Annotated in this window: 11 protein-coding genes; 2 read left to right on the top strand and 9 right to left on the bottom strand. The window is 70.8% G+C overall.

Annotation, left to right across the window (positions count from 1 at the left end; all coding sequences use genetic code 11):
* Nucleotide 1: 1 nt before the first annotated feature.
* The 9 genes from AB0K15_RS10895 to AB0K15_RS10855 all read right to left on the bottom strand — a co-directional run bounded on the left by AB0K15_RS10895 (nucleotide 2) and on the right by AB0K15_RS10855 (nucleotide 10,289).
* Nucleotides 2-1,018: an ABC transporter ATP-binding protein gene (locus AB0K15_RS10895; protein ID WP_364048164.1), complete on the bottom strand. Its 1,017-nt coding sequence runs from the start codon at nucleotides 1,016-1,018 to the stop codon at nucleotides 2-4.
* Nucleotides 1,019-1,050: 32 nt separating this feature from the next.
* Nucleotides 1,051-2,460: an extracellular solute-binding protein gene (locus AB0K15_RS10890; RefSeq protein WP_364048163.1), complete on the bottom strand. Its 1,410-nt coding sequence runs from the start codon at nucleotides 2,458-2,460 to the stop codon at nucleotides 1,051-1,053.
* Between the two features lie 168 nt (nucleotides 2,461-2,628).
* Entirely contained in the window at nucleotides 2,629-3,357 is a 729-nt protein-coding gene (locus tag AB0K15_RS10885; RefSeq protein WP_364048162.1) for an FCD domain-containing protein, read from the bottom strand.
* Nucleotides 3,358-3,601: 244 nt separating this feature from the next.
* Nucleotides 3,602-4,015 (bottom strand): hypothetical protein, encoded by a 414-nt coding sequence (locus tag AB0K15_RS10880; RefSeq protein ID WP_364048161.1) that lies wholly within the window; start codon nucleotides 4,013-4,015, stop codon nucleotides 3,602-3,604.
* The gene (locus AB0K15_RS10875) at nucleotides 4,012-5,679 is read right to left on the bottom strand and encodes an L-lactate permease (RefSeq protein WP_364048160.1); all 1,668 of its coding nucleotides are present in this window, start codon (nucleotides 5,677-5,679) and stop codon (nucleotides 4,012-4,014) included. The genes AB0K15_RS10880 and AB0K15_RS10875 overlap by 4 nt, the downstream gene beginning before the upstream one ends.
* A gap of 56 nt (nucleotides 5,680-5,735) precedes the next feature.
* Nucleotides 5,736-7,451, bottom strand: coding sequence for a methylmalonyl-CoA mutase family protein (locus AB0K15_RS10870; protein ID WP_364048159.1), 1,716 nt, complete (start codon nucleotides 7,449-7,451; stop codon nucleotides 5,736-5,738).
* Nucleotides 7,448-8,416, bottom strand: a complete 969-nt coding sequence (gene meaB, locus AB0K15_RS10865) for a methylmalonyl Co-A mutase-associated GTPase MeaB (RefSeq protein WP_364048158.1) — start codon at nucleotides 8,414-8,416, stop codon at nucleotides 7,448-7,450. Before meaB ends, AB0K15_RS10870 begins: the two co-directional genes overlap by 4 nt.
* A complete protein-coding gene (locus AB0K15_RS10860; RefSeq protein WP_364048156.1) occupies nucleotides 8,413-9,858 on the bottom strand; it encodes an AMP-binding protein in 1,446 nt (481 codons plus the stop codon). The genes meaB and AB0K15_RS10860 overlap by 4 nt, the downstream gene beginning before the upstream one ends.
* A complete protein-coding gene (locus AB0K15_RS10855) occupies nucleotides 9,858-10,289 on the bottom strand; it encodes a cobalamin B12-binding domain-containing protein (RefSeq protein ID WP_364048154.1) in 432 nt (143 codons plus the stop codon). The genes AB0K15_RS10860 and AB0K15_RS10855 overlap by 1 nt, the downstream gene beginning before the upstream one ends.
* A 120-nt stretch (nucleotides 10,290-10,409) precedes the next feature.
* Here AB0K15_RS10855 and AB0K15_RS10850 point away from each other — a divergent pair, with 120 nt between their 5' ends.
* Together AB0K15_RS10850 and AB0K15_RS10845 are read left to right on the top strand one after the other, a co-directional pair.
* Nucleotides 10,410-11,483, top strand: a complete 1,074-nt coding sequence (locus AB0K15_RS10850; RefSeq protein WP_364048152.1) for an enoyl-CoA hydratase/isomerase family protein — start codon at nucleotides 10,410-10,412, stop codon at nucleotides 11,481-11,483.
* A 56-nt stretch (nucleotides 11,484-11,539) separates the two neighbouring features.
* Nucleotides 11,540-12,247 carry an FCD domain-containing protein gene (locus AB0K15_RS10845; RefSeq protein ID WP_364048150.1) on the top strand — a complete coding sequence of 236 codons (708 nt, stop codon included), beginning with the start codon at nucleotides 11,540-11,542 and terminating at the stop codon, nucleotides 12,245-12,247.
* The last annotated feature ends 46 nt before the right edge of the window (nucleotides 12,248-12,293 follow it).

Below are 12,293 nucleotides of genomic sequence, written 5' to 3'. Positions count from 1 at the left end.
CTCACCCACTGTCCAGGCGGACCGGCTCGGAGCGTTGTCCGCTGTCGGAGTCGAAGAACCGCAGGCGCGTGCCGGGCACAGCGAAATCGTGTGTCTCGCCCGCCGCGATCGCGGTGTCCACTGTGGCCGGGAGCCGGGCGACGACCCGGGTGGGCTCCCCGATCCGCGACACCGTGCCATACACGTGCCGGTCGCCGGAGAGGTATTCGAGCCGCTCCACGGCGAGCGGCATGGTGACCCGTTCGCCGGCCGGGACGTTCTCGACCGGCAGCAGGTGCTCGGGGCGGAATCCGACCAGGTTGCCGTCGTGCGGGATCAGGTTCATCGGTGGCGAGCCGATGAAGGTCGCCACGAAGGTGTCGGCCGGGTTGTCGTAGACCTCCACCGGCGGGCCGGCCTGGTGGACCTGGCCCGCGTTGAGCACGGCGATCCGGTCGCCCAGCCCCATCGCCTCGGCCTGGTCGTGAGTCACGTAGATCGTCGTGGTTCCCACGTCCTGCTGGAACCGCTTGAGCTCGTCCCGGGCGCTGGCCCGCAGCTTCGCATCCAAATTGGACAACGGCTCGTCGAGGAGGAACACCTGGGGGTCGCGCACGAGTGCCCTGGCGAGTGCCACCCGCTGCCTTTCGCCGCCGGAGAGCTGCCGCGGTTTGCGGTGCAGCAGCGGGTCGAGGCCCAAGAGCTCGGCCGCCCAGCGGGCTTTTCGCTCGCGTTCCTCCTTGGCCATGCCCACGGCCCGGAGCGGGAACACGATGTTGGCCAGCACGGTCTTGTGCGGGTAGAGCGCGTAACTCTGGAACACCATCGCGATCTGGCGCGCCCGGGGCGGCAGCCCGGTCACCACGTGCCCGCCGATCAGCACGTCGCCGCTGGTCGGCTGTTCCAGCCCGGCGATGGTGCGCAACAGGGTCGTCTTGCCGCAGCCCGACGGGCCCAGCAGCACCAGGTACTCCCCGGCCGCGGCGGCCAGGCTCACCCGGTCGATGGCGGGTACCCGCCCGCCATCGAACCGCTTCACCAGGTCGCGAACCTCGACGACCGCCATCGCACTCAGCCGCCGACGAGCCCGGCAGCGCGCCACTTGGCGAAGACCGCGTTGATCTGTCCCTCCGCCTCGGCGACCGATTGTTGCGGGGTGGCTTCGCCGCGCACCGCCCTGGCGAACATGTTGGGGATGACGAAGGTGCTGAACACCTCTCCGATGGCCGTGCTGGCCGGCCCCGGATGACCGATGTTGGCGCTCCACGGGACGGCGTCGGCGAGGAGCTTCAGCTTGTCCGGCGGCCGGGAGCCGAACGGGTCGTTCGCGAGCCAGTTCGGCAGCTCGGGGGCCAGCTGGGACCAAGCAGAGAAGTCGTACAACTTCGACTGGTAGGTCGCCGAGGCGAAATTGGCGGTGTAGTGGAGCAGGAACTCCTTGGCCGCCGGCGCACCGGTGGCGTGCTGCGGGATGATCCAGTTGTACAGAACGTGCTGCGCGGCCAGCGCGGTCTCCGGTCCGCGCAGCGCCGGGACGAAGAACGTGTCGTCGGCGACGGTGGGGTTCGACCCGGCGGCCGTCCGCCAGGCCGAAATCGAGTTGACGATGTAGGACATCTTGCCCGCGACCAGGCCCTGGTTGTTGCTCGCGGCGTTCCAGGAGAACACCTCGGGCGTCATCGCCTGCTGGTAGAGCTTCGTCATGTACTCCACGGCAGCGATCGTTTCCGGCGAGTTGATCGTGACGCGCTCGTTCGCATCCTGCTCGGACGCCCCGAAGGACCACATCAGGGCTCGCAGCACCATGTTGGAGTCGATCTCCTGCGACATGCCGAGACCGAGCGGGACACCCTTGCTGTTCTTGATCTGCGCCGCGCCCGTGAGGAGCTCGTCCCACGTGGTGGGGCCGTTCGGCATGCCGACGGCCTCCCACAGCGACCTGCGGTAGTTGCCCGGGTCGGGTACCCAGCCGGGTGAGTACGCGTAGAACTTGCCCGTGGCGGGGTTGAGACTGGACTTCTCGCACAGCGGGAGCTGCCGTCCCCAGCGCCTGGTCGCTTCGCTGACCAGATCCCGCTGGTCGAGCACGCTCGGCTCGAACTGGGACAGCGTCGCGATGTACTGAATGAGGTCGTGGCCCTGTCGAGCCTGGATCTCGGCCGCGATCCGGGTGGGGATCTGCGCCTGGTCGATGTGGTCGACGGTCACGTTGACACCGGTCCGGGAACCCCAGTCCCGCGCGAATCGGTCGAACCACACGTCATGACTCGGCACGAAGTGGCTCCAGAGAAGGATTTTCAGGTCACCGGACAGCTTTGTGGACGGTTCGCTGAAGGTCTCCTGCGGGGCCCGGCCACCGGTGGTCCCCCCGGTGTCCTCCTCGGAGGCGCAGGCGCCCAGCGCCACCGAACCCAACGTGATGGCGGCGGCCGCGCGCAGCACGTCCCGCCTGCTGTGTTGTGAAGTGAGGAAGTCGCTCATCGCCGACTCCTCCCTCTCGGGAAAACGTGGCAAATGAGTGTAGTCGATGCCGGGCACAGTGGCAGCCTGAGCGCGGTGACAGCTTGAACAGCACTCCGGAGCCGTCGGCGGCGCGATCACGCGCCATCCATTCCCGCGACGGCGCAGTGTCAGCCGCGGGGCACAGTGTCAGGGGTTGAGCACACGATCGGTGTAGAAGCGCGTGATGTGGTCGGCCACGAGCTCGGCCGCGCGATCCCCGTCGCCCGCCTCGATGGCGCGCAGGATCTGCGCGTGCTCGGTCACCAGGTCGGCCGCGACGGCGCGCCAGTCGGGCAGGCGCGCGAACGCCGCGGCCATCTCGGATTCGACGGCACCCCGCAAGGCCTGCATGAGGTCGGTGGCCAGCGCGTTGCCCGAGATCCGCGCGATGCTCACGTGGAACTCGGTGTCCAGCGCGTTGAACTGCTGGTACTCCTGGTCCGCCGCGCGCATGCCTTCGACCAGCTCGGCAAGCCGGGCGACGTCCTCGGGGGTGCGGGTTGCCGCCGCGCCCCGGGCGGCGTTGCGTTCGAGCTGCACGCGCGTCTCGACCAGATCGGCCAGGCTGATCCGCGCGAGCGCGAGGTGCAGCCGCAGCAGGTTGGTCAGCGCCGGCGTCGAGCGCGCCGTGACGACCGAGCCCGCGTCGGCGCCCGAACCCGTGCGGGCCTCGATGATCCCCATGGCCTCGAGCGCGCGCAGGGCTTCGCGGACGCTGGTCCGGCTCACCCCCAGCGCGCTGACGAGCTCGCGTTCGCTGGGGAGCTTCTCCCCCGCGCGCAGGCTGCCGTCGAGGATCTTCTCCTCGATCTGCGCCAGCACCTGTTCGTGCATCCGCACGCGGCGCACCGGCTCCCAGGCCGCCTCGGTCGTCATGACCGGTTCCTCGACGTCGACCTCGACATCACTGTGCTCACGCTCCTCCTCGGGTTCGTGCGACCCGGTCAAGGATGGACGCGGCGAGAGGGTCTGCCTGCGAACCCCGCCGGGCGGGGTCCGATCACAGTGGCGCGACCGGCCCGGAATCTCACCGGAGTTCCTCTGCACCGCGTAGTGCTCACTCAAGGTAATCGGAGCTCGCAGCCAGTGTCAATATGACCTCTTTGTTGGTATGACCACACTAGTCGGCACACGATCCGGCGTACCCGAGTGACCGTTCGCGCTCCTCCGCGCGGAACGCGATCGCGAGCAGGACGTCACCCAGCCGGTCGAGCACCACCACCGCGTCGGCCGGGGCCTCCCGCGCCGCCCGCCTCGACACCGCCCGCGCAAGTTTCAGCAGCCCGGCCGCGGCGCTCAGCCCGCCGAGCACCTCGAACCCGCGCGGCACCACCACGGGACCGAGGTCCCGAGCCGCCCGCCACAGCCGGGGCAGCTCGGGCGCCGATGTCCCGGCCGCGAGCGCGTCGGCCAGTTCGAGCAGCTCGTACTGGACGTCGAGCAGCACCGCTTCGTCCTCGGCCGGCAACGTGCACGTGGACACCGCAGCGCCGATGGCCGCATTGGCTTCTTCGACGGCGTCGCGCGCGGTCACGGCACCATCCACGACAGCACCGGAGTGGACTGCAGGTACACCAGCACGCACATCAGCGGCACGAACACCGCCGACGCCGCGAGCACCCGCCGGAACAGCAGGCCCTCCTTGCCCGCGAGCCCGACGGCGCCGGCACCGATCGCGAGGTTCTGCGGGCTGATCATCTTCCCGAGGACACCGCCGCTGCTGTTCGCCGCCGCCATCAGCACCGGCTGCAGCTGCGCGCCGTGCGCGGCCGCCACCTGCAGCGCCCCGAACAGCGAGTTCGACGACGTGTCCGAACCCGTCACCGCCGTGCCGAACCAGCCCAGCAGCGGCGAGAGCAGGGCGAACAACCCGCCGGCGCCGGCGAGGAACAGCCCGAGCGTGGCCGTCTGGCCCGACATGTTCATCACGTACGCCAGCGCCAGCACCGCCATCACCGTCAGCCCGGCGGTCCACAGCTGCACGATCGTCTGCGCGTAGGCGCGGATCGCCTGCCACAGCGGCACTTTCAGCAGGAACGCGGACACGACACCGGCGATGAACAGCACGGTGCCACTGTCGGCGAGCCAGTCGAACTTGAACGACACCAGGCTCAGCGGCTTGCCTTCCGAGGTCGCGATGTGCAGGCCGGGCCAGCTGAACGTCTTCGTCGTCGTGGCCAGTGCCGCGGCCACCACCGGGATCGCGGCGATCGAGAACAGCACGATGATCGTCGCGTACGGCGCGAACGACCGGACCTGCTCGACGCGCGAGTCGACCACCGTCCGCTCCCGCACCGCCGTCGCCGCGGCCACTCCGCTGCCACCGGAAACCGGCGCGCGCCCCGTGCCACCGTCGCCGGGCGCGCGGTCCGGCGCCTCGGCGGGCTTCGGCCGCCAGAACCGCAGCAGCACCAGCACGGCCGCGGCGGACACGAGCGAAGCCGCGATGTCCGTGAGCTGCACCGGGCCGAAGTTCGCCATCAGGTACTGGACCACGGCGAAGCTCACGCCGCACACGAGCGCGGCCGGCCACGCCTGCCGCAGCCCGCGCCGCCCGTCAAGCACGATCATCAGCACCAGTGGCACGATCAGCGCGAGGATCGGCACCTGCCGCCCGGTCATGGCCGCGAGGTCGTCCAGCGGCAGCCCGGTCACCTTCGCGAGCGTGATCACGGGCAGCGCCACGGCGCCGTACGCGACCGGCGCGGTGTTGGCGATCAGCGCGACCGTCGCCGCCTTCAGCGGTTTCAGCCCGACAGCCACCAGCATCACCGAGCAGATCGCCACCGGCGCGCCGAAGCCGGCGAGCGCCTCCAGCAGCGCGCCGAACGAGAACGCGATGATCACGCCTTGCACCCGCTGGTCGTCGCTGATCTTCGCGAAGGTGCGCCGCAGCACGTCGAAGTGCCCGGACACCTTGGTCATCTGGTAGATCCACAGGGAGTTGAGCACGATCCACAACGCCGGGAACAGGCCGAACGCCGCGCCTTCGAGCGCGGAGTCGAAGGCCGGTCCGGCGGGCATGCCGTAGACCGCGATGGCGACCACGATCGACAGCACGAGCGCGATCACCGAGGCCAGCCAGGCGCGGACGCGGAACACGCCCAGCAGCACGAACAACACCAGCAGGGGCAGGGCGGACACGAGGGCGGACCAGCCGAGGCTGCCGCCCAGTGGCGCGGGAACCTGTGTGTACACAGGTCACCTCCGGGACTCTCGTCGTTGAGAGGGGGTGGGGACTGGGGCTGGGCTCGTCAGAACACCGGGGTCTCGGTGTAGGAGCCGAAGACATCACGCAGCGCGCCGGTGATCTCTCCCATGGACAGGTGTGCCTTCACGGCCTCGATCGTGGCGGGCATGAGGTTCGCCGCCGGATCGGCCGCCACGGCGAGCAGGTGCTCCATCGCCGCCTTCGCCCGGTCCTGATCCCGGTCGGCCCGCACCTGCTTGAGGCGCGAGAGCTGCCGGGCTTCGGACTCCGGATCGAGCTTGTGGGTCTCGATCTTCTCGCCTTCGCCGTCGTCGACGTAGGAGTTCACGCCGATCACGGGCCGGTCGCCGCTGGCCTTGCGGCGCGCGTAGTCGTAGGCGGTGTCCGAGATCTCGCGCTGGAAGAAGCCCTGTTCGATCGCGGCCACCACGCCGCCGAGCTCTTCGATCTTCGTGAAGTAGTCGTGGATGCCCTGTTCGAGGCGATCGGTCAGGTTCTCCACGTAGTACGAGCCGCCGAGCGGGTCGATCACGTTCGGCACGCCGGTTTCGTGGGCGATGATCTGCTGGGTGCGCAGCGCGACCTTCATCGCCTGCTCGCTCGGGATCGTGTACGCCTCGTCGAGACCGTTGGTGTGCAAGGACTGCGCACCGCCGAGCACGGCCGAGAGGGCCTGCAGGGCGGTGCGGATGATGTTGTTGAGCGGCTGGGGTTTCGTGAGCGTGGCCGCCGCCGTCTGCGCGTGGAAGCGGAGCCGCATCGATTGCGGGTTCTCGGCGCCGAAGGTCTCCTTCATCATCTTCGCGTAGAACCGCCGCACCGCGCGGAACTTCGCGACCTCCTCGAAGAGGTCCGCCTGGCTGACGAAGAAGAACGACAGCCGCGACGCGAACCGGTCCACGTCGACCCCGGTGGCGACGACGTCCTCCACGTAGGCCTTCGTGATCGCCATCGTGAACGCGATCTCCTGCAGCGCGTTCGCCCCGGCCTCGCTGATGTGGTAGCCGGAGATGTTGACGGGGTTGTAGCGCGCCATGTGCTCGCTGGCGTACACGACCGTGTCGCGCACGATCCGCATGCTCGGCCGGACCGGGAACACCCATTCCTTCTGCGCCACGTACTCCTTGAGGATGTCGTTCTGGATCGTCCCGGAGAGCTTGTTCAGGTCGTAGCCGCGCTGTTCGGCCACGGCCACGTACATCGCGAGCAGGATCCACGCCGACGGGTTGATCGTCATCGACACGCTGATCTTCTCGAGGTCGATGCCGTCGAACAGTGCCTCCATGTCGGGCAGCGTGTCGATCGCGACGCCCTCGCGGCCGACCTCGCCGAGGCTCATCGGGTCGTCGCTGTCCAGGCCCATGAGCGTCGGCATGTCGAAGTCGACGGACAGGCCGGTCTGCCCCTGCGCGATCAGGTACTGGAAGCGCTTGTTCGTCTCCTCGGCCTGACCGAAGCCCGCGATCTGGCGCATGGTCCAGGTGCGGCCGCGGTACATCGTCGGGTACGGGCCGCGCGTGTACGGATAGCGGCCGGGCAGGCCGATGTCGTGCCAGTCGCCGGGCAGGTCGGCGGGCGTGTAGACGCGCTGCACCTCCATCCCGCTGCCGGACTTGTAGACCTCACGCGACTCGGGCTGGCGGTTGACGAACGCCGCGAGCTCGTCGCCCTCCCAGCCGGCGAGCTCGCGCGTGACCGCCTCGACGAGCGCCTCGGTCGTCAGTGCCCGTTCGGCCGGGGCCGGGTCGTGCTCGTTCACCACAGTTCCTCCTCGTCAGTCGTCACACCCGGGCGCCCGGCCAGGCGGCGCGCGGCGGAAAGCGGGTCCTCGCGCCGCGCGGTCACGTCGTCCACCGCCTGGTCGAACGCGGGAACACCGGGGCGCAGGCCGTCGAGCACGAGCTGTTCGGCCACCCACCGGATGCGGGTCGCGCTGTTGCGCCGGGCGCGCCGCTCGCGTTCGCCGTGCTCGGTCATCCACGCCAGGTGCGCGGCGAACCGCTCGGCGAGCTCGGGCACGCCGTCGCCGGTGGCGGCGACGGTCTGCTGGATCGGCACGTTCCACTGGTGCGGCTCGCGGTGCGAAAGCCGGAGCATGTCGCGCAGCTCGGCCACGGTCTTGGCCGCGCCTTCGCGGTCGGCCTTGTTCACCACGTGCACGTCGGCGATCTCCAGCAGGCCGGCCTTGATCGCCTGCACGTCGTCGCCCATGCCCGGCACGCTCACCACGGCCACGGTCTGCGCCGCGCTGATCACGTCGACCTCCGCCTGCCCGACGCCGACGGTCTCGAGCACCACCACGTCCTTGCCCGCGGCGTCGAGCACGGTGATCGCGTCGAGCGTCGCGCGGGAGAGCCCGCCGAGCGCACCGCGGGTGGCGACGGAGCGGATGAACACCCCGTCGTCCCCCGCGAGGCCGGTCATCCGGATGCGGTCGCCGAGGATCGCGCCGCCGCTGAACACGCTGGACGGGTCCACGGCCAGCACACCGACGGTCTTGTTCTGCTTGCGGTAGAACTCGGTCAGCGCCTTCACCAGCGTGCTCTTGCCGCTGCCCGGCGGCCCGGTCAGGCCGAGCACGTGGGCGTTGCCCGCCTTGCCGTGCAGCTCGGCGAGCGCTTCGTCGACGCCGGCGGTGCGCCGCTCCACGAACGTGACCATCCGCGCGATGGCCGGGTGCTCCCCCGCGAGCACCCGCCCGACGACATCGCCCGGCGTCTTCACGACCCACTTCCGAGGCGGCGCAGCAGGTCGCGGTCGTCGATCACCCGCCGCGCCTTGAACTCGGTGCGGTCGAACGTCTTGTACTCCACCGGGACCACATGCGCGCCGACGCCGAGCGCGCGGCGCAGCTGGTCCTCGATGGCGCGGGCCCAGCCGTCCAGAGTGGACTCCGCGACGCCGCGGTGCTCCACCTGCACCGCGAGGGTGTCCATCGTGGCCTTGCGGCTGATCACGATCCGGTGCTCGCCGCCGTAGCCCTCCGCGGCCATCACCACGTCGTCGATCGCGCTCGGGTACACGTTCTCGCCGCGCACGGTGAACATGTCGTCGATGCGCCCGTAGATGCCCTGCGGCAGGAACGGGTACGTGCGGCCGCGGTCGGCCGAGGGCGCTTCCCAGCGCGTGAGGTCGTTGGACAGCAGGCGGATCATCGGCTGGCTGGTGCGCTCGAGCGTGGTGTAGACGGGCGTGCCCTCGCGGCCGTAGTCCACGCGGTGGTGGTCGACGGGGTCGCACACCTCGGTGTAGACGAGGTCCTGCCAGGCGAAGACACCCGGCTCGTGGTTCGCGGCGCCCAGGTGCATCCACGGGCTGACCTCGGCCATGCTGCCCGAGTCGTAGACCTGCGCGCCGAAGGCTTCTTCGATGCGGCCGCGGATCGTCGGCACGCTCGCGCCGGGCTCGCCGGAGAAGAACAGCTTGCGCAGCCCCAGATCCGCGGGGTTGACGCCCTCGTCGGCGGCGACCTCGGCCAGGTGCAGCGCGTACGAGGGCGTCCCGTAGAACACGGTCACGCCCATCTGCTTCATCCACATGACCGTGCGGGCGGTCTGCCCGGGTGTGCCGGCGCCGAACGGGAACACGCGCGCGCCCAGGCGTTCCGCGCCGATGTAGGCGCCCCACGAACCCCAGTACAGGCTCAGCGGCGAGGCGACCAGCACCGTGTCGTGCTCGCGGATGCCCATCCCCCACATCACGCGGGCGTGGGCGTTGGCGACGCTGCGCCAGTCGCGCTCACCGATGCCGAACGCGGTCGGGCGGCCGGTGGTGCCCGAGGTGCCGTTCACGTGCTTGACCTCGCTCGGGTGCACGGCGAGGTAGCTGCCGAACGGCTCGTGGGCCGCCTGGTCGGCGCGCAGCTCTTCCTTGCGCACCACGGGAACCTTCTCGAAGTCCGCCAGGTCGCGGATGGCCGACGGGTGGATCCCCGCCTCCTCCCACTTGCGCCGGTAGAACGGCGCGTGGTCCCACGCGTAGGCCATCACCTCGCGGATGCGCGCCAGGATCGCCTCGTCGCGCTCACCGGCGGGCATCGTCTCCCGCCGCGGGAACCAGTGCGTCTGCCCGGACGGCGGGCGGTAGGTCTCGTCGTAGCGAGGCGGCCAGCTCCACTGTTCCATCGAGGTTCCGTGGCCGGAGTCCATCGGGTTCTGCGCGTCCATCACGCCTCCTCTGCGACGCCGGCCAGCGCGCGGACGCGCTCGACGATCGTCTCCGGGGTGGTGTCCTGGCCGAGCACGTCGGCGACGCCCATCTTCTTGAGCGCCTCCTCGTCCTCGTCCGGCATCACGCCGCCGGCGACGATCGCGAACCCGGGCCGGTCGGGCATCGCGTCGATCAACTCGAAGATGCGGGTGAAGATCGGCATGTGCGCACCGGAGAGCAGGCTGACGCCGAGCACGTCGACGTCCTCCTGAACGGCTGCTTCCAGCACCTGCTCGGGGCTGCGGTGCAGCCCGGTGTAGATCACCTCCATGCCCGCGTCGCGCAGGGTCCGCGCGACAACCTTCACACCCCGGTCATGGCCGTCCAGGCCGATCTTGGCCAGCATCACCCGGATCGGTTCGCCGCCGCTCTCACCCACCGTGTCCACACCTCGTTCCACGACCTGAACTGCATCTGGTCTTGCCTTGCATGTGGTCTGACCATAGAAGTGGGCGTACGGAATGTGCAACCCTGGGACCGAGCACCACCCGGCTGCAGGAAGGCGGCAGTGACCGAAGTGAGCACCGTTCTGGCCCGCAGACAAGGGGCGGCCGGCAGGCTGACCGTGAACCGCCCGGAGGCGCTCAACGCCCTGGACCTGCGCATGATCCGGGCGATGCTGGCCGCCCTCGACGAGTGGGAGTCCGACCCCGCGGTGACCGCGGTGGTACTCGACGGCGCGGGCGAGCGGGCGTTCTGCGCGGGCGGCGACATCGGCGTGGTGCACTCGTCGGCCGTCGGCGATCCGGCGGTCGCGTGGGCGCTGTGGCGCGAGGAGTACCGGCTCGACGCCCGCCTCGCGCGCTACCCGAAACCCGTCGTCGCGCTCATGGACGGCATCACGATGGGCGGCGGGATCGGGATCGGCGCGCACGCGGCGGTCCGGGTGGTCACCGAACGCTCGGTGCTCGCAATGCCGGAGGTCGCGATCGGCCTCGCGCCCGACGTCGGCGGCGCGCTCCTGCTCGCCCGCGCACCCGGTGAGCTCGGCACGCACCTCGCGCTCACCGCCCGGCGCGCCGGTCCCGCCGACGCGATCCACTGTGGACTCGCGGACCACTACGTGCCCTCAGCCGAGCTGCCCGCCCTCGTCGACGACCTCGCCGCGGGCGCCCCCGTCGAGCCGGCGGTCGCGGCACGAGCGAGCGACCCGGGCCCGGCTCCGCTCGCGGCCGCGCGGTGCTGGATCGACGACGCGTACGGCGGCACGACCACCGTCGAAGACGTGCTGTACCGCCTCGAGGCGATCGACGAGCCGGGGCCGCGCGAGGCCGCCGCCGCGATCACCGCGGCCGCCCCGACGGCGCTCAAGGTGACGCTGCGAGCGGTCCGCCGGGCCCGGGAGATGACCTCCGTCGAGGAATGCCTGCGCCAGGACTTCCGCCTGTGCAGCCGGTTCCTGAGGCACCCCGACCTGGCCGAGGGCATCCGCGCCGCGATCCTCGACAAGGACCGCTCGCCGCGCTGGCGTCCGGGCACGCTCGCGGAGGTCGACGACGCGGCCGTCGAGGCGTTCTTCGCGCCGCTGGCCGACGAGCTGACCCTCCCGGAGCAGTCCACATTGTGGTCTGACCACCGCTGACCTAGGCTCGGACCAGCCGGAAATCCGACAACGCGGTCGAGGAGGCGGTCCGATCGATGGGCCAACCGGACAACGTGCGGTACCTCGGGTCACCCCGTCAGGCGCTGGCGGGGATCCAGGACTGGATTCTCGACGCGCGGCTGGGCGCGGGCGACCCGCTGCCCGCCGAACGCGACCTGGCCCGGGCGCTCGGCGTCGGGCCCGCGCACGTGCGCGACGGGATCCGCGCCCTGGAGGCGGCGGGCGTGCTCGAACCGGCGGCCACGGGCAGCGCGGCCGCGGTCGTGGCCGGCGAGCCCAGCGGCGCGCTGCACAAGCTGCTCCGGCTGCACCTGTCGCTGTCGCGGTTCGCCACGGGTGACCTCATGTCCATCCGGCTCGAGCTGGAACGCTCGTCGGCGGCGCGCGCGGCCCGGAGCGTGGCGCCCGGCGACCTCGAACAGCTGAGGCAGGTCACCGAGGAGATGGGCCGCCCGGGCGTGACCCGCGTGCGGTTCCGCGAGCTCGACTCCGGTTTCCACCTCCGCCTCGCCCGCGCGGCGCACAACGACCTCGCCGCCGTGCTGCTCGCCTCGCTCGGCGACGCCGTGGGCGACGAGATGACCGCCGGGTACGCCCGGACGGCCGACTGGCCCGCCACCGCGCGGCAGCTCGCGACCGAGCACACGTGGATCCTCGACGCGATCGAGACCGGCGACCCGGATCGCGCGTCAGCCGAGGTGACGCGGCACATCGCCGGCTTCTACGGCCTGCGCGCCGGCTGAGCGGTTCCCCGGAACCCCTTGCGGGGCATAGGGTCTCCCCCAGGTT

Origin of the sequence: Amycolatopsis sp. NPDC049253, from assembly GCF_040678995.1 — a bacterium.
Classification (GTDB): domain Bacteria; phylum Actinomycetota; class Actinomycetes; order Mycobacteriales; family Pseudonocardiaceae; genus Amycolatopsis.
Note: the sequence above shows the minus strand (reverse complement) of the source record. Positions and strands in the feature narration are given on the sequence as shown.

Excerpts from the sequence above, each read along its gene's own strand:
- AB0K15_RS10845 (WP_364048150.1), top strand. The coding sequence starts at position 11,540 with ATGGGCCAACCGGACAACGTGCGGTACCTCGGGTCACCCCGTCAGGCG.
- AB0K15_RS10860 (WP_364048156.1), bottom strand. The coding sequence starts at position 9,858 with ATGGACGCGCAGAACCCGATGGACTCCGGCCACGGAACCTCGATGGAA.
- AB0K15_RS10890 (WP_364048163.1), bottom strand. The coding sequence starts at position 2,460 with ATGAGCGACTTCCTCACTTCACAACACAGCAGGCGGGACGTGCTGCGC.
- AB0K15_RS10885 (WP_364048162.1), bottom strand. The coding sequence starts at position 3,357 with ATGACGACCGAGGCGGCCTGGGAGCCGGTGCGCCGCGTGCGGATGCAC.